Origin of the sequence: Methylobacterium sp. Leaf111 (genome assembly GCF_001423285.1) — a bacterium.
Classification (GTDB): domain Bacteria; phylum Pseudomonadota; class Alphaproteobacteria; order Rhizobiales; family Beijerinckiaceae; genus Methylobacterium.
This window is the reverse complement of the sequence record NZ_LMNE01000045.1, coordinates 229,624-246,390: the sequence shown is the minus strand read 5'-3', so window position 1 is coordinate 246,390 and position 16,767 is coordinate 229,624. Positions and strand designations below refer to the sequence as shown.

Below are 16,767 nucleotides of genomic sequence, written 5' to 3'. Positions count from 1 at the left end.
TGACCGTCGTCGACTTGACCGCCGCGCCGTCATAGACCGTCGCGACCGCCGACTTGTCCGCGTGGACCTCGTTGACCGAGGTGACGTGGCCGGCGGCGTCGACCGTGACGGTCTTCGAACTGCCGTCGGTGCCGGCGACGGTGGTCGAGGCCAGGACACCCTTGGCGTCGAAGAAGCGCATCGTCGTCGTGCCGTCCGCCTCGCGCACCGCCTGGTAGTCCAGGCTGCCGTCGGCGTGTGCGGGTCGAGAGCACGAGGTTTCCGGCCGTGTCGTAGCCCTGATAGGTCTCGACGTAGCTTTTCCCGGTGAACCCGTACTGGTGGACCTCTCGGGCATAGGCCGCGTCGGCCTCGTTGTGGACCACCGTCTCCTTGACGAGGCGTCCATCCTTGTAGGAGCGCGTCACCACGTCCTGGAGGGTGCCGGCGGAATCGTAGGACGAGACGGTCTGGTTGTCGGGCGTGCCGCTCTTCACCGCGAAGCTGTAGCCATCGCCCTTGATCGCCTTGAGGGCGGCGCCGTAGCGCTCGACATACTGGGCCACGCGCCCGGCCGGCACGGTGAGGACGTTGCCGTCCGTGAGCCAGACGCCGGCCAGCCCCGCCGTGGCGCCGATCGCCCCGATCTGCTTCACGAATTCCGCGGAGGTCATGACGTAGGCGGCGACCGTGTCGGAGTTCTTGCTCAGGAGGCCGGCCTCGGTGAGCGTCGCGGCGCTGAGCACGTGCGGACCGGCACTGAGTCCGGCCGTCTTGAAGCTGTAGCTGCCGTTGGCCGCGGCCGTCGTCGTGCCGATGGGCTGACCGTTGTCGTAGATCATCACGGCCGAGCCCGCGAGCGCCTCGCCCTTCAGCACCGCCACGAGCGCCCCGCCGACCATCTGGGTCTCCGCCGTCGGCGCAGGGCCCATCACGGGGCCGATTCCCGCATGGGCGCCGCGGCCCTGCACCATGGCCAGGGTCGGCGCCGGCTCGGTGCCCAGCCCCAGGACCGGGGCGAACTTGGTGTCGACCCACTTCTCGGCCACGTATTCGAGCTTGGTCTGCTTGCCCGAGGCGTCGTACCAGCGGTGGATGCTGCCATAGGCCTTGCCGGAGATGCCGAAGTCCCAGGCCTCCTTCGTGCCGTCGGCGCGGGTGATGACCTCGCGGGTCTGCACGCCGGCGACGTAGGTCTTCACATCGGTCGACTTGTCGGCCAGCACGATCTTCTCGGAGGTGAGACGCTGGGCGACGTCGTAGATGCGCGTGCGGGTCGAGCCGTCGGTGGCCAGCCAGGTGATGGTGTCGTACGAGCCGTCCGCCCGGGTCTTGAATTCGGTCAGGAGCTGGTTGGCGGCCGAGTAGCTCTGGTGCAGGGCGACGTAGGACTGCCCCACGATGTTGTAGGTAAACGTCTCCTTCATGACCAGGCTGCCGGCGGCATGCGTCACGAACTCGTTCGTCAGGACACCGTTGGTGAAGATCTGCGTGTCGGTCGACTTGTCGGCGTAGGTCGTGGTCTTGTTCGCGAGGTCGCCGGCGGCGTTGTAGTTGGAAGCGACCGTGACGCCGTCGCTGCCGGCGAGATTCGTGGACTTGAGCTTGCCGGCGGCGTCGTAGACCTTGGTCAGCGTTCCGCTGGCATCCACCTTCGACCAGTAGTCCAGGGTGCCGTCCGCGTGGCTGCGGGTCGTGAGCACGACGTTGCCGGCCTTGTCGTAGGCCTGGTAGATGGTGGTGTAGCTCTTGCCGGTGATGCCGTACTGGTAGACTTCGCGTGCGTAGCTGGCCGCCTCGGTCGCATCGACGAAGGTTTCGCGGACGAGAACTCCGTCCTTGGTCAAGGCCGTGTAGCTGTTCACCAGCGTGCCGTCGGCGTCGTAGCGCGTCATGGTCCGATTGTCGGCCGTCCCGCTCCAGAACTGGAACTGGTATCCGCCGTCGATCTTGGCGAGCACCTCCTTGTCGAGGGCGTTCATGCTCTGCATCTGCGCGACCGAGGACACGGTGAACACGTGCTTGTCCGTCAGGTAGACGCCCGCCAGGTCCGTCTTCGCCGCGATGGCATCGATGCGCCCGAGGATGTCCGCCGCCGTGCCGACCTCGACGACGACCTCCGTCGACACCTTGCTCAGGTGGCCCGCGGCGTCGGTGGCCGTCGCGGTGAAGACATTGCTGCCCGCGGTGACGCCCGGGATCTTGAGGGCGTAGGCGCCGTCGGCGCCGCTCACAGCCTGCCCGACGAGCTGCGCACCGTCGTAGATCTTGACGATCGCACCGGCCGGCGCGCCACCCTTGAAGGTGGCGGTGAGGGTCCCGTCCTTGGCCAGGGTGCCGCTCGAAAGAGCCAGCGTCGGCGCCGCGGCCGCCGCCACATAGGCCGCGCCCGCCTTGGGGATCTCGACCATGTCGCCGATGTTGATCTGCAGGTCGGAATAGGTCGCGGCGATCGTCTCCGCGGCGGGCGAGCGGTAGATGCCCTCCTTCCAGTAGACGCCCTTGGTGTCGGCATAGCCCATCGGGCCGGTGTAGTCGGCGATCACCTGGCCGTCGCGCACGACGACGAGCCGGCCGTTGCCGGTGGGGTCGAACACCGCCTTGATGTCCATGTCGTAGGTGTGGCCGCGCTGGATGTCCTGCGTGTCGAGGAAGACCGCCTTCTCGACGATCGTTCCGTTCGCATCGCGATAGCGCACCATCACGGACATCTTCTCGCCGACCATGTTGATCGACATGCCGGGAGGCGCCCCGGCCTGGCCGTCGGAGGCGTCCTGGATCAGCTGGCCGAAGGCGAGCCAGCCCTTGGCGGTGTTCGCCGCGCCGGGCTCGAGCGTGAACTTGTAGGCAATCTCGGCCGGAACGCCCTGCTTGATGAGTTCGCGACTGGACACCTCGGAGCGCTCGGCGCCGTTCCGCTGCTTGTCGTACCAGTTGCTGTCGCCCGAGCGGACCTCGAAGCGCAGCGTGTTGTTGTCCGTGGAGGTCAGCGCGTAGGAGGCGTTGGTGTCGTAGGAGTAACCCGAGCCGGCATTGAGAACGTCGTAAACGTCATTGCCGAGCCCCATCAGATAATAGATCGGGCTGCCCGCCTTCCAATCCTTCGCGTCGACAATGACCGCGCCCATGCCGTCCTCGCACCGTGACCTGAATTGACCTGATGCGAACGTTGTATCGTCCAAGTTAATACATTCTATTCCTCTCAGTGGCGCAAATCTTGTGTTTGATTTGAAATTTCATTTACCTTTCCGAGGCGTATCAAAACCTTGCCGCGCCCGCATCCCACGCGGCGCGGCCGGAACGGCGCGGGCGCCGGGATCGGACAGCGGGACGGGGCCAGTAGGGCCGCCTCGACCGGCCCGCCCACCCCCTGCGGGGTGCGCCTCGCGGTACCCGTCGACACCCGCGCGCCCGAGAAACCGGTTTCCCCTTTCCGGTCCGATGCTCTAAACCCGACCCCAGAGTAGAACATTTCCAAAGGCGGCCGGCGGGGTGTCCCGGCGGGCGCGGGACCAGGGAACGCCATGCGCATCGGACTGTTCGTGCCGTGCTACGTCGACGCCTTCGAGCCGGAGGTGGGGGTGGCCACCCTGGAGCTGCTGGAGCGCTTCGGGCTCGACGTGGACTACCCCTTCGACCAGACCTGCTGCGGCCAGCCGATGACCAACACCGGCTGCCACGCCGAGGCCGTCGCCACCGAGGCCCTGTTCGTGAAGAACTTCGCCCCGTTCGACTACGTGGTGGCCCCGTCCGGCTCCTGCGTGCACCAGGTGCGCGAGCACCTCACGGCGATCCCGCAGACCGAGGAGGTCAAGGCGGTGCGGGCCAAGACCTTCGAGCTGGTCGAGTTCCTGCACGACATCCTCAAGGTCGATGAATTCCCCTGGGCCGAGTTCCCCCACAAGGTCGGCTACCACGGCAACTGCAACGCGCTCCGGGGCATCCACCACGCCCGCCCGTCCGAGCTGAACGCGCCGTTCTTCTCCAAGCCCCTGGATCTCCTGAAGAAGGTCAAGGGCATCGAGATCGTGGCCCCCGCCCGGCCCGACGAGTGCTGCGGCTTCGGCGGCACCTTCTCGGTGTTCGAGCCCGCCGTCTCGGCCAAGATGGGCTACGACAAGGTCGCGGACCACGCCCAGGCCGGGGCCGCCTACGTCGTCTCGGCCGATTCCTCCTGCCTGATGCACCAGAAGGGCTGCGCCGAGCGGCTCGGCGTGCCGCTCAAGTACATCCACATCGCCCGCATCCTGAATGGAGCGACCGCATGAGCGCCTCCGACGAACTCCGTCCCCGGGAGAACCTTCGACCCCGCGACGATGCCCGCCGCGACGGCGTGATCCATCCCGAGGTGCTGGCCGCGAACGACGAGAGCGAGCGGGGCCAGGACGGCCGGCGCCTGCAGCACGCGGAGGGCGCCTCGCGGCCGATCTCGGCCGAGGCCATCTCCCCGAAGGCGCCCCGCGAGCCGCAGCCGCGCGGCGCCAAGATCCGCGGCGACCGGCCCATCGACCAGGCCGAGGCCGCCGAGCGCTTCCTCGCCGCGCCGCTGCACCAGAAGGCGCACGACGCCCGGCTCTGGGACCTGCGCTCCAAGCGCGACACCGCCGCCTTCGGCATCCCCGAATGGGAGGAGCTGCGCGAGCTCGCCTCCCAGATCAAGACGCACACCCTGGCGAACCTCGACCGCTACCTCGAGCAGTTCGAGGCCCAGGCGAAGGCCAACGGCGTGCACGTGCACTGGGCCGCCGACGGGGCCGAGCACAACCGCATCGTGCACGGCATCCTCAAGGATCACGGCGCCAAGTCGCTGATCAAGTCGAAGTCGATGCTCACCGAGGAATGCGGCTTCCGGCACTACATGGCCGGCACCGGCATCGAAGTGATCGAGACCGATCTCGGCGAGCGCATCCAGCAGCTCGACAACGAGGAGCCGAGCCACGTGGTGGTGCCGGCCGTGCACAAGACCCGCTTCGACGTGGCCGAGGTCTTCTCCCGCACCATGGGAACCGACCCCGAGAACGACGACGCCCACTACCTCGCCGAGAGCCAGCGCATGCACACGCGCCCGCTGATCCTGGAGGCGGATGCGGGGCTCACCGGCTGCAACTTCGCCATCGCCGAGACCGGCACGGTGGTGACCTGCACCAACGAGGGCAATGCCGATCTCTCGGGCAACGTGCCGAAGCTCCAGATCCACTCCATCGGCATCGAGAAGCTGATCCCGCGCATCGAGCATCTCGGCGTGTTCCTGCGCCTGCTCTCGCGCTCGGCGCTGGGCTCGCCGATCACCCAGTACACCTCGCACTTCCGCGCGCCCCGCGCGGGCACCGAGATGCACATGGTGCTGGTCGACAACGGCCGCTCCGAGCGCCTCGGCATGGAGGAGTTCTGGACGTCCCTGAAATGCATCCGCTGCGGCGCCTGCATGAACACCTGCCCGGTCTACCGGCGCTCGGGGGGCCTGTCCTACGGCGCCACCTATTCGGGGCCGATCGGGCTGATCATCGACCCGACCTTCAACAAGCGGAAATACTCGACCCTGCCGTTCTCCTCGACGATGAACGGCTCCTGCACCAATGTCTGCCCGGTGAAGATCAACATCCACGAGCAGATCTTCGCGTGGCGGAAGGTCTTGGCCGAGGAGCACCAGATCCCGCTCCTGAAGCAGGGCATGATGAAGGCGGCGGGCCAGGTCCTGAGCCGCCCGGCCACCTACCGGGCGGCCATCGGCGCCGCCGATTCCGCCCTCAAGGTGCTGCCGCGCTTCGCCGTCTACAACCCGCTCAACACCTGGGGGAAGGGCCGCGAGATGCCCGAGGCCCCGCGCCAGACCTTCCACGCCTGGTACAAGCAGAACCGCATGGGCCAGGCGGGGGGCAGGAAGACCCTCGACACGACCAAGACCGGCGACACGACGAAGACCGACGGCACCACGAAGACCGGCGACACGACGAAGAGTGCGACATGAGCGTCCGCGAAACCACCCTGGCGCGCATCCGCCAGAACCGCCCGGCGGGCGATTACCCCCTGCCGGAGGTGCCGCTCTTCGCGCCGCTGGTCGGCGACGACCACGTGGCCGAGTTCGGCGAGCGCCTGAAGCGCATGGGCGGCCGGCTCGCCGAGGCCGACCCCGGCGGCGACCCCTTCGCCAGCGTGCGCGAGCGCCTGGCCGGCGCGTCGGTCATAGCCTCGGCCGTGCCGGAGATCGCGGGCAACCGCGATCTTGGCGCCGTGGCCCGGCCGCAGGACCTCGCCGACGTCGACGTCGCCGTCGTGCGGGCGGTGTTCGGGGTCGCCGAGACCGGCTCGGTGCTGTTCACGCAGGCCGAACTGCAGGTGAACGCCGTCGCCTACCTCGCCCAGCACCTGGTGGTGCTCCTCGACCCGGCCGACATCCTGGTGAACATCCAGGCGGCCTACCGCCGCCCGGACTTCGCCCGCGCCGATTACGCCGTGCTCCACACCGGCCCCTCGGCCACCGCCGACATCGAGGGCGTGCTGATCCACGGCGCGCAGGGCGTGCGCTCGCTCACGGTGATCCTGGTGCCGCGCCGGGGCTGAAGTCCGGTGCGCGACACCGCGCCCGGAGGCGCGATCCTTGCTATGCCGACCGCCACGACATGCATGCGAGACCTGTCAGCAAGGAGCGGATGGTGCGCTATCAACTGGGCTGCAACTTATCCTACAACATCCTCTCGGACACGACCTTCATCTTCAACCTCGAGGTCGCGCGCCTGCGTAGCGTCGAGATCCTCAGCGAAAGCCTGATCCTGTCGCCGAACCTGAAGCGCGACATCTACATCACGCCCGACCTCCAGAACCGCTACCTCGGCGTCAACGTGCCGGTGGGGCAGTTCGCCCTGGAATACAGCGCCGAGGTCGAGCTCACCGTGCACCGGGCCGACCCGGCGACGGTCAACGAGACGCCGATCTCCCAGCTGCCCCTCGACATCCTGCCGTTCCTGCTGCCGAGCCGCTTCGTCTCGTCCGACCGGCTGACGCCCTTCGCGCTGGCCGAGTTCGGCGCCCTGCCGAAGGGCCACCAGCGGGTCAACGCGATCTGCAACTGGATCCACGACCACCTGACCTACCAGCCCGGCACCAGCGACGGCGAGACCACCGCCGACGAGAGCCTGCTCAAGCGGGCCGGGGTCTGCCGCGACTTCGCCCATATCGGCACCGCCTTCTGCCGGGCGCTCGGCATCCCGGCCCGCTTCGTCAGCTGCTATGCCCACGGCCTCGTGCCGAGCGACTTCCACGCGGTGTTCGAGGCCTATCTCGACGGGCGCTGGTGGCTGTTCGACGCGACCCGCCAGGCCGACCTCGACGGCCTGGTGCGCATCGGCGTCGGGCGCGACGCCGCCGAGATCGCCTTCTCGACGCCCTGGGGCAACATGCAGCCGGTCAACCAGCAGATCCGCATCGTGCGCGCGGACGGGCAGGGCAGCCCGCCCCAGCGCACGGTCGACGCGATCTCCACCGAGGAGCCGGCCCCGCACGCAGGCGCGGCCTGAGACCCGGGGCGAGCGCGCCCCGATCATCCTAGCGCGCCGCGATCGCCGCGCCCTTGCCGAACCGGGCAGGCGTGCGATGTGAACGGTTCACGGAGGGCATCGCGCCATGGCCTATCGTCATACCGTCGGCCCCCGCACCCACGTCTTCGCCGATCTCGCGGCCCTGATGGCCAAGGCGACGCCGGTGCGCTCGGGCGACCGGCTCGCCGGCGTGGCGGCGGAATCCGCCGAGGAGGCGGTGGCGGCCCGCTGGTGCCTCGCCGAGGTGCCGCTCGGCGAGATCCTGGCCCGGCCCCTGATTCCCTACGAAGCCGACGACGTCACGCGCCTCATCCTCGACACCCACGACGCGGGGGCCTTCGCCGAGATCGCCCACCTCACCGTCGGCGACTTTCGCGAGTTCCTGCTGACGGCCTCGTCCGGGACCCTGGCGCGGATCGCCCCCGGCATCACGCCGGAGATCGCCGCGGCGGTCTCCAAGATCATGCGCAACCAGGACCTGATCCTGGTGGCGCGCAAGTGCCGGGTGGTCACGCGCTTTCGCAACACCATCGGGCTGCCGGGGCGCCTCGCCGTGCGGCTGCAGCCCAACCACCCCACCGACGATGCCGCCGGCATCACCGCCTCGATCCTCGACGGCCTGTCCTACGGCTGCGGCGACGCGGTGATCGGCCTCAACCCGGCCTCCGATTCCGTCTCGACCCTGAGCGGCCTGCTCCACCTCTTCGACGACCTGATCCGGCGCCTGGAGATCCCGACGCAAGGGTGCATCCTCACCCACGTCACCACCACGATCGAGGCCATGAACCGGGGCCTGCCGGTCGACCTCGTGTTCCAGTCGATCGCGGGCACGCAAGGGGCCAATGCCAGCTTCGGCGTCACCCTGCCGATCCTCCGGGAGGCGCACGAGGCGGCGCTGGCCCTCAAGCGCGGCACGGTCGGCGACAACTGCATGTACTTCGAGACCGGGCAGGGCTCGGCCCTCTCGGCGGGCCAGCACCACGGCATCGACCAGCAGACCCTGGAGGCCCGGGCCTACGCGGTGGCCCGGCCGTTCCGGCCCCTCCTCGTCAACACCGTGGTGGGCTTCATCGGGCCGGAATACCTCTACGACGGCAAGGAGATCATCCGGGCCGGGCTGGAGGACCACTTCTGCGGCAAGCTCATGGGCGTGCCGCTGGGCGTCGACGTCTGCTACACCAACCACGCCGAGGCCGACCAGAACGACATGGACACCCTGATGACCCTGCTGGGGGCGGCCGGCTGCACCTTCATCATGGGCATCCCCGGCGCCGACGACGTGATGCTGAATTACCAGTCCACATCGTTCCACGATTCCCTCTACCTGCGCGAGGTGCTCGGCCTGAAGCGCGCCCCGGAATTCGAGGCCTGGCTGGAGCGGATCGGGCTCACCGACGCGGAGGGCGCCCTGCTGCCGGAGGGGCCGAGCGCCCGCCTGATCGCCGCCGCGCCGGGGCTCGCCGATCCCGGGCTGGCCGCATGAGCACCGAGGCCGACTTCTGGGCCCGCCTCGCTCGGCTCACCCCCGCCCGCATCGGCCTCGGCCGGGCCGGCTCCGGCCTGCCGACCCGGGAGGTCCTGCGCTTCGGCCTCGCCCATGCCCAGGCCCGGGACGCCGTGCACACGCCCCTCGACGCCGAGGCGGTGAGCGCGGGCCTCGCGGCCCTCGGGTTCGAGACGCTCCGCGTGACCTCCGCCGCGCCGGACCGGGCGACCTACCTGCGGCGGCCGGATCTCGGCCGCACCCTGACGGAGGAGGGCGCCGCGGCGCTCGCCGCCCGCAGCGACGGCCCGGTGGACCTCGCCCTGGTGGTCGCCGACGGCCTCTCGGCCCGGGCCGTGCACGAGGGGGCGGCGGGCCTCCTCGCCGCCTTCCAGCCCCACATCGCGCGGGCCGGCTGGCGACTCGCACCCATCGTGGTGGCGACGCAGGCGCGGGTGGCCCTCGGCGACGGCATCGGCGCGGCGCTCCAGGCCCGCGCCGTGGTGGTGATCATCGGCGAGCGGCCCGGCCTGTCCTCGCCGGACAGCCTCGGGCTCTACCTCACCTTCGCCCCGCGGGTGGGGCGCTCGGATGCCGAGCGCAACTGCCTCTCGAACGTGCGCCCGGCCGGGCTCTCGCACGCGTTGGCCGCGTTCAAGCTCGACTGGCTCCTGACCCAGGCCTTCGCGCTGGGGCTCTCCGGCGTGACCCTCAAGGACGACAGCGGGCCCGCCCTCTCGGCCGCCCCGGGCCCGACCCTGCTGGGCGACGGGTCCGAGCCGGCCTGAGGTTGGCAAAGCCTTCGCGCGGGGACCCGGGACGAACCCCGCCGTCGCCTCAGGTTGTCCGAAAGAAATCCCACCCCAAAGCGTGGCTGTGGCGAGGTCGCAACACCCCGAAAGCATCCCGACTTTGCCTTGGGAGACCCCTCTCGCCGCCGCGATCCCGCCATAAACCGGGACCACCTCAGCAAGCGCGGTAAACGATAGTTCCCCCAACGCTTTACCGCGGAGTTCAGACGCTTTCCGAGAAACGGTCCGGTGGGCCGCGCGCCGTGGGTCCCCACGGAACGCACCCATCTGTTCGCGGTCGCGCCGAACCCACACATGCGTATCAGGCCGGGGCGGTGAGACACACGATGGACGCGAGCAAAACCGACAAGTCGAAGCTTCCGAGCCGCCATGTCACGGAGGGGCCCGAGCGCGCGCCCCACCGCTCGTACCTCTACGCCATGGGCCTGACCCGCGAGCAGATTCACCAGCCGCTGGTGGGCGTCGCCTCCTGCTGGAACGAGGCCGCCCCCTGCAACATCTCGCTGATGCGCCAGGCGCAGGCGGTGAAGAAGGGCGTCTCGGCCGCCAACGGCACCCCGCGCGAGTTCTGCACCATCACGGTGACGGACGGCATCGCCATGGGCCATGCCGGCATGCGCGCCTCGCTGCCCTCCCGCGAGGTCATCGCCGACTCGGTCGAGCTGACCATGCGCGGCCACGCCTACGACGCCCTCGTGGGCCTGGCCGGCTGCGACAAGTCCCTGCCCGGCATGATGATGTCGATGGTGCGCCTCAACGTGCCGTCGATCTTCATCTATGGCGGCTCGATCCTGCCCGGCTCGTTCCGGGGCCGTCCGGTGACGGTGCAGGACCTGTTCGAGGCCGTGGGCAAGGTCGCGGTGGGCGACATGTCCCTCGAGGATCTCGACGAGCTGGAGCAGGTCGCCTGCCCGTCGGCCGGCGCCTGCGGCGCGCAGTTCACCGCCAACACCATGGCCACCGTCTCCGAGGCCATCGGTCTGGCGCTGCCCTACTCGGCCGGCGCCCCGGCGCCCTACGAGATCCGCGACAGATTCTGCATGACCGCGGGCGAGAAGGTGATGGAGCTCATCGCCAAGAACATCCGCCCGCGCGACATCGTCACCCGCAAGAGCCTGGAGAACGCGGCGGCCGCCGTCGCGGCCTCGGGCGGCTCCACCAACGCGGCCCTGCACCTGCCGGCCATCGCCCACGAGTGCGGCATCAAGTTCGACCTGTTCGACGTCGCCGAGGTGTTCAAGCGGACGCCCTACATCGCCGACCTGAAGCCGGGCGGGCGCTACGTCGCCAAGGACATGTTCGAGGTCGGCGGCATCCCGCTCCTGCTCAAGACGCTGCTCGACCACGGCTTCCTGCACGGCGACTGCATGACCGTGACCGGCCGCACCATGGCCGAGAACATGGAGAAGGTTCACTGGAACCCGGACCAGGACGTGGTCCGCTCCGCGGCCACCCCCCTGACGCCCACCGGCGGCGTCGTCGGCCTGCGCGGCAACCTCGCCCCCGAGGGCGCCATCGTGAAGGTGGCCGGCATGTCGGAGGACAAGCAGGTCTTCACCGGCCCGGCCCGCGTGTTCGACGGCGAGGAGGCCTGCTTCGAGGCCGTCCAGAAGCGCACCTACAAGGAGGGCGAAGTCCTCGTCATCCGCTACGAGGGTCCGAAGGGCGGCCCCGGCATGCGCGAGATGCTCTCCACCACCGCGGCCCTCTACGGCCAGGGCATGGGCGACAAGGTCGCGCTCATCACCGACGGGCGCTTCTCGGGCGCCACCCGCGGCTTCTGCGTCGGCCATGTCGGGCCCGAAGCCGCCGTCGGCGGTCCGATCGGCCTGATCCGCGACGGCGACGTCATCACCCTCGACGCCATCAAGGGCACCCTCGACGTGGCGGTCTCCGACGCGGAGTTCGCGACGCGTCGCGCCGCCTGGAGGCCGCGCACCAACTCGGCCACCTCCGGCTACCTGTGGAAGTACCAGCAGACCGTCGGGCCGGCGGTGAACGGCGCGGTGACCCATCCGGGCGGCGCCGAGGAGACGCACACCTATGCGGACATCTAGGACAGCCCTCGGCCGCGCCCCGCGGCCGGTCCGGGCCGCCCGGGATCGGCCGCTCGCCCCGATGGGCCGGCGGCTCGCCGCGGCGGTCGGGCTCGTGCTCCTCGGCGCCCTGCCGGCGGCGGCCCTCGACGCCACCGCCCAGACACCGGTGCCCAGCGGCAATTACCGCAGCGCCCGCGAGGCCCTGCGCATGGGCGTGCGCGACTACAATGCCGGCGACAAGGAAGGTGCCGCCCGCGCCCTCGAATACGCCGCCGAGCAGGGCCATGCCCTGGCGCTGTGGAAGCTCGGCCGCATGTATGCCGAGGGCGACGGCGTGCCCCACGACGACCTCAAGGCCTTCGAGTTCTTCTCGCGCATCGCCGACGACACCACCGACGAGGGGCCGGACGCCCAGAACTCGGGCGTGGTCGCGAGCGCCTTCACGGCCCTGGGCGCCTACTTCCTCGACGGGATCAAGGGCACCTACGTGCGCCCGAACCCCGAGCGCGCCTACGACATGTTCAACTACGCCGCCTCGTATTTCGGCGACCCGAACGCGCAGTACAATCTCGGCCGGCTCTACCTCGACGGCACCGGCGTCGACACCGACGCGCGCCAGGCCGCGCGCTGGTTCAACCTCGCCGCCGAGAAGGGCCATGCCCCCGCACAGGCCCTGCTCGGCCAGCTCCTCGTCAACGGCCAGGGCGTGCCGGCCCAGCGCGCCCGCGGGCTGATGTGGCTCTCGATGGCCCGGGAAGCCGCCCAGGGGCGCAAGGACGACTGGATCGTCGCCCTCTACGAGAAGGCCTGGGCCTCGGCCAGCGAGGAGGACCGCGCCGCCGCGATGGCGCAGGCCTCCCAGACCACCGCCCAGGTCACCGGATCAGCGCGCCGCCGGCGCTGAACGCCGACGGTCGCACCGCTTCGGGTGACCAATTCGGGCGATCAGTTCGGCGACGTCCGGGCCGCCAGCGCCGTGACGAAGGACGGGCGCGCCAGGGTGGCGTCGACGTAGCCGGCAAGCTTGGGCCAGCGCCCGGCATCGACGGATTCGCCGGCCAGGTGCAGGTTGTGGAAGCCCGTGGCCACCGAGATGTCCGCAATGCTGAAGGCGTCGCCGACGAGGTAGGGCCCGTCGATCTGCCCCTCGAGGTAATCGTAGATCTTCGGGAGGTCCTCGTTGAGGGCCTTGGCGACGGCGCCCTCGTCGCCGGGCTGCCCGAGCATCTTCGGCTTCACCACCCGGTTGGCGAAGGGGGCGATGATGACGTCGAACATCTCGGTGTCGCCGTACTTGTCGAACCAGATCGCGCGGCCGCGGGCCTTGGCCTCGGACGGGTACAATGCCGGGCTCGGGAACTTCGCCTCCAGATAGGTCAGGATCGCGGAGGAATCGGCCAGCAGGAAGCCGTCATCGTCGAAGGCCGGGATCTTGCCCAGCGGGCTCGCCGCCTGGAAGGCCGGGTCCTTGTCGTGGAAGAACAGCGGGATGTGCTCCGCCTCCTGGCCCTTCTCGGCCAGGGCGACGAGCACCTTGCGGACGTAGGGCGAGTAGCTGGTGCCGTAGAGTTTCACGCGGGGGGTTGCTCCGTGTTGGGGGGATTCTGGTGGGAGATTGCCGGAGCCCAACCCCCGGGCGCCCGGATCGTTCGCTCACGCGTCCGTGAGATCCGCCGTCACGGGCACGTGGTCGGAGGGTTTTTCCAGGCCGCGCAGGTGCTTCCGCACCGAGGCCGAGGTCAGCCGGTCGGCGGCCTGCGGCGAGAGCAGGAGGTGGTCGATCCGGATGCCGGCGTTCCGGTTCCAGGCCCCCGCCTGGTAGTCCCAGAAGGTGTAGAGGCCGGCCCGCGGATCGCAGGCGCGCAGGGCATCGGTGTAGCCCTCGGCGAGGAGCGCCCGGAACGCCGCCCGGCTCCGGGGCAGGAACAGCGCGTCCCCGCGCCAGGCCTCGGGGTCGGCCGCATCCTCCGGCTCGGGAATCACGTTGTAGTCGCCAGCCAGCACCACCGCCTCCTCGGCCTCGCGCAGGCCCTGCGCATGGCGCCGCAGCCGCTCCAGGAAGCCGAGCTTGTAGGGGTATTTCGGGCTGTCGACCGGGTTGCCGTTGGGCAGGTAGATCGAGGCGACGCGGACCGGCCGCACGCCCTCGCCGGAGATCAGCGCCTCGATGTAGCGGGCCTGCTCGTCGGTGTCGTCGCCAGGCAGGCCGCGGCGGATTTCGGACATCGCCAGGGGCGCGCGCACCAGCAGGGCGACGCCGTTATAGGCTTTCTGCCCGAGGGTCTCGACGGCGTAGCCCGCCGCCTCGATCTCCGCCCGGGGAAAGCCCTCGTCCTGGCATTTCAGCTCCTGCAGGCAGACCACGTCGGGCTTGGCCTCGTCGAGGAAGCCGACGAGGTGACCGACGCGCTGCTTGATCGAATTGACGTTCCAGGTGGCGATCCGCATGGGCAGGGAGTCTCTGGGAGCTGGGGCGCGTGGATGCCCGTCATCGGGCCTTCGCCGCGGGCTGGCAAGGCTTCGACGGCGAGGCTCGGGTTGAGGCGTTGCGCTCCGCAGGCGCGACGGGCGATGACGGGGAGGTCCGGATGGACCGGGACTGGCTGACGCCGATCTGCGCCTATTGCGAGCGCAGCGATCCCGGCTTCTGGGCGGAGCCGGTCAACGCCCTGTCGAACGGCGCCTTCCTGATCGCCGCCGCCCTGGCGGCGGCGCGCGTGCGCCGCGCTCGCACGGGCGACAGGCCGGCCCTCCTGCTCAGCGCCCTGGTGGCGGTGGTGGGCGTCGGCTCGTTCCTGTTCCACACCCTGGCGGTGCGCTGGGCGCTGCTGGCCGACGTCATCCCGATCGCGCTCTTCATCTACGCCTACTTCCTCCTGGCGATGCGGCGCTACTTCGGCCTCGGGACCGGGGCGGCGCTGGCCGCCACCCTGGCCTTCGCGGCCGTCAATCTCGGCCTGGAGCCCGCCCTCGACGGGCTCACCGGCCGGTCGACGGACGCGCTCACCAACGGCTCGATCGCCTACGCCCCCGCGATCCTGGCGCTGGCGGGCGTCGCCGCCGGCCTGCTGGCGCCGCGGGGCGGTCCCCCGGATCCCGCCCGGCGCGAGGCCGGGCTCGGCCGCCATGATCCCGCCCGGCGCGAGGCCGGGCTCGGCCTCTTGGGAGTCGCCGCCCTGTTCGCCGTCTCGCTCGCCTTCCGCACCCTCGACCGGGCGGTGTGCCCGGTCTGGCCCCTGGCACCCACGCCCTCTGGCACATCCTCAATGCCGGGGTGCTCTGCGCGCTCATCGCCATCGCGGTCCGCTACCGTCGGCGCCGATCGTAACGCCGCGTCACCCCGACGGCCGGCCGTTTTGTTGCGCCCCCCGGCAAATCGTTGCAGAAGATCGGGCCGCGCCGAGCGCGGCATTCGCCTCCGCCGATCGACGCCGGGCCCGCACCGCCGCCGGACGCGGCAGGTCCCGGACCCGGCAGGTCCACGGCGCGACAGAGTGACGGAACACACCCATGACACAGAGCCTTCGCCTCGGCGTTGCCGGCCTCGGCACCGTCGGCGCCGCCGTCGTCCGGATGGTCGCCCGCCGGGCCGAGGACCTCGGCCAGACCAGCGGGCAGGCGATTCGCGTCACCGCCGTCTCCTCGCGTGACCGGAGCCGCGACCGCGGCCTCGACCTCGCCGGCGTGACTTGGTTCGACGATCCCGTCGCCCTGGCGACCTCCGGGGAGGTCGATTGCGTGGTCGAGCTCATCGGGGGCGCCGAGGGGCCGGCCCGGCAGACGGTGGAGGCGGCCCTGGCCGCCGGCAAGCACGTGGTCACCGCCAACAAGGCGCTGCTGGCCAAGCACGGCGCGGCCCTCGCCCGGCAGGCCGAGGCGGCGGGCGTGGCGCTCGCCTACGAGGCCTCGGTCGCCGGCGGCATCCCGGTGATCAAGGCCCTGCGGGAGGGCTTGACCGGCAACGCCGTGTCGCGCGTCTACGGAATCATGAACGGCACCTGCAACTACATCCTGACCCGGATGGAGCGCGAGGGCCTGACCTTCGAGGCCTGCCTCAAGGACGCCCAGGCCCTCGGCTATGCCGAGGCCGACCCGACCTTCGACGTCGAGGGCTTCGACACCGCCCACAAGCTCGCGATCCTGACGAGCCTCGCCTTCGGCACCGAGGTCGACGCCGAGGGCGTTTCGGTCGAGGGCATCTCGGCGATCCAGCCCCTCGACCTGACCATGGCCGAGGAACTCGGCTACCGGATCAAGCTCCTCGGCGTCGCACAGGCGGCGGCCGGGGGCATCGAGCAGCGGGTCCATCCGACCATGGTGCCGAGATCCTCCGCCATCGCCCAGGTGATGGGCGTGACCAACGCGGTCACCATCGACGCGGATGCGGTGGGCGAGCTCACCCTGATTGGTCCCGGTGCCGGCGGCGAGGCCACCGCCTCGGCCGTGGTCTCCGACATCACCGACATCGCCGCCGGCACCCGCCGCCCGACCTTCGGACGCCCCGCCGCCGCCCTGAGCCCGTCCCAGCGCGTCGCCATGCAGCGGCACGAGGGCGGCTACTACATCCGCCTCACCGTGCACGACCGCCCCGGCGTCGCCGCGGGCGTCGCCACCCGCATGGCCGAGCGCGACATCTCCATCGAGAGCATCCTGCAGCGCCGCTCCGAGAGTGCGGCCTCGAAGGACCCGCATGGCCGCTCGGGCCAGCCGGTCCCCCTGGTGCTGATCACCTACGCCGCCACCGAGGGCACGATCCGGGACGCCCTCGACGCGATCGCGACCGACGGCCTGCTCGCCGAGGCCCCCCAGCTGATCCGGATCGAGCGCGAATAGGGGCCGTGCGCACGATCTGGGGATGAACGAAGAAAACTGCGCGCGCGGCGCGAAACTTCATGCCAAACGCGCATTTTAGTTCATAA

12 protein-coding genes and 1 pseudogene are annotated in these 16,767 nt (G+C 70.3%); 10 read left to right on the top strand and 3 right to left on the bottom strand.

Annotated elements, in window-relative coordinates; all coding sequences use genetic code 11:
* Window positions 1–29 precede the first annotated feature (29 nt).
* Window positions 30–3,107, bottom strand: coding sequence for a heparin lyase I family protein (locus ASF41_RS17985; protein WP_056495554.1), 3,078 nt, complete (start codon window positions 3,105–3,107; stop codon window positions 30–32).
* A gap of 396 nt (window positions 3,108–3,503) precedes the next feature.
* On the opposite strand from ASF41_RS17985, the gene ASF41_RS17980 reads away from it, so the two are divergent.
* From ASF41_RS17980 to ASF41_RS17945, 8 genes are all read left to right on the top strand, one after another.
* The gene (locus ASF41_RS17980) at window positions 3,504–4,247 is read left to right on the top strand and encodes a (Fe-S)-binding protein (protein ID WP_056495550.1); all 744 of its coding nucleotides are present in this window, start codon (window positions 3,504–3,506) and stop codon (window positions 4,245–4,247) included.
* Window positions 4,244–5,947, top strand: coding sequence for a lactate utilization protein B (locus tag ASF41_RS17975; protein WP_244479698.1), 1,704 nt, complete (start codon window positions 4,244–4,246; stop codon window positions 5,945–5,947). Before ASF41_RS17980 ends, ASF41_RS17975 begins: the two co-directional genes overlap by 4 nt.
* Window positions 5,944–6,540 (top strand): LUD domain-containing protein, encoded by a 597-nt coding sequence (locus tag ASF41_RS17970; RefSeq protein WP_056495547.1) that lies wholly within the window; start codon window positions 5,944–5,946, stop codon window positions 6,538–6,540. Before ASF41_RS17975 ends, ASF41_RS17970 begins: the two co-directional genes overlap by 4 nt.
* 92 nt (window positions 6,541–6,632) lie before the next feature.
* On the top strand, window positions 6,633–7,493 hold the full coding sequence (locus ASF41_RS17965; protein ID WP_056221813.1) for a transglutaminase family protein: 861 nt from the start codon (window positions 6,633–6,635) through the stop codon (window positions 7,491–7,493).
* A gap of 106 nt (window positions 7,494–7,599) precedes the next feature.
* The gene (locus tag ASF41_RS17960; protein ID WP_056495544.1) at window positions 7,600–8,997 is read left to right on the top strand and encodes an ethanolamine ammonia-lyase subunit EutB; all 1,398 of its coding nucleotides are present in this window, start codon (window positions 7,600–7,602) and stop codon (window positions 8,995–8,997) included.
* Entirely contained in the window at window positions 8,994–9,785 is a 792-nt protein-coding gene (eutC, locus tag ASF41_RS17955) for an ethanolamine ammonia-lyase subunit EutC (RefSeq protein WP_056495541.1), read from the top strand. The genes ASF41_RS17960 and eutC overlap by 4 nt, the downstream gene beginning before the upstream one ends.
* A 350-nt stretch (window positions 9,786–10,135) precedes the next feature.
* Window positions 10,136–11,866, top strand: coding sequence for a dihydroxy-acid dehydratase (gene ilvD, locus ASF41_RS17950; RefSeq protein ID WP_056495539.1), 1,731 nt, complete (start codon window positions 10,136–10,138; stop codon window positions 11,864–11,866).
* Entirely contained in the window at window positions 11,853–12,752 is a 900-nt protein-coding gene (locus ASF41_RS17945; RefSeq protein WP_056495537.1) for a tetratricopeptide repeat protein, read from the top strand. The genes ilvD and ASF41_RS17945 overlap by 14 nt, the downstream gene beginning before the upstream one ends.
* A 41-nt stretch (window positions 12,753–12,793) precedes the next feature.
* Here the strand turns inward: ASF41_RS17945 and ASF41_RS17940 are convergent, their stop codons facing one another.
* On the bottom strand, window positions 12,794–13,423 hold the full coding sequence (locus ASF41_RS17940) for a glutathione S-transferase family protein (RefSeq protein WP_056495533.1): 630 nt from the start codon (window positions 13,421–13,423) through the stop codon (window positions 12,794–12,796).
* 78 nt (window positions 13,424–13,501) lie between these two features.
* Entirely contained in the window at window positions 13,502–14,296 is a 795-nt protein-coding gene (gene xth, locus ASF41_RS17935; RefSeq protein WP_056495529.1) for an exodeoxyribonuclease III, read from the bottom strand.
* Window positions 14,297–14,436: 140 nt separating this feature from the next.
* On the opposite strand from xth, the pseudogene ASF41_RS17930 reads away from it, so the two are divergent.
* Window positions 14,437–15,176 (top strand): annotated as a pseudogene (locus tag ASF41_RS17930) (ceramidase domain-containing protein).
* 182 nt (window positions 15,177–15,358) lie between these two features.
* Complete coding sequence (locus ASF41_RS17925; protein WP_056495525.1) at window positions 15,359–16,681, top strand: homoserine dehydrogenase; 1,323 nt, start codon at window positions 15,359–15,361, stop codon at window positions 16,679–16,681.
* The last annotated feature ends 86 nt before the right edge of the window (window positions 16,682–16,767 follow it).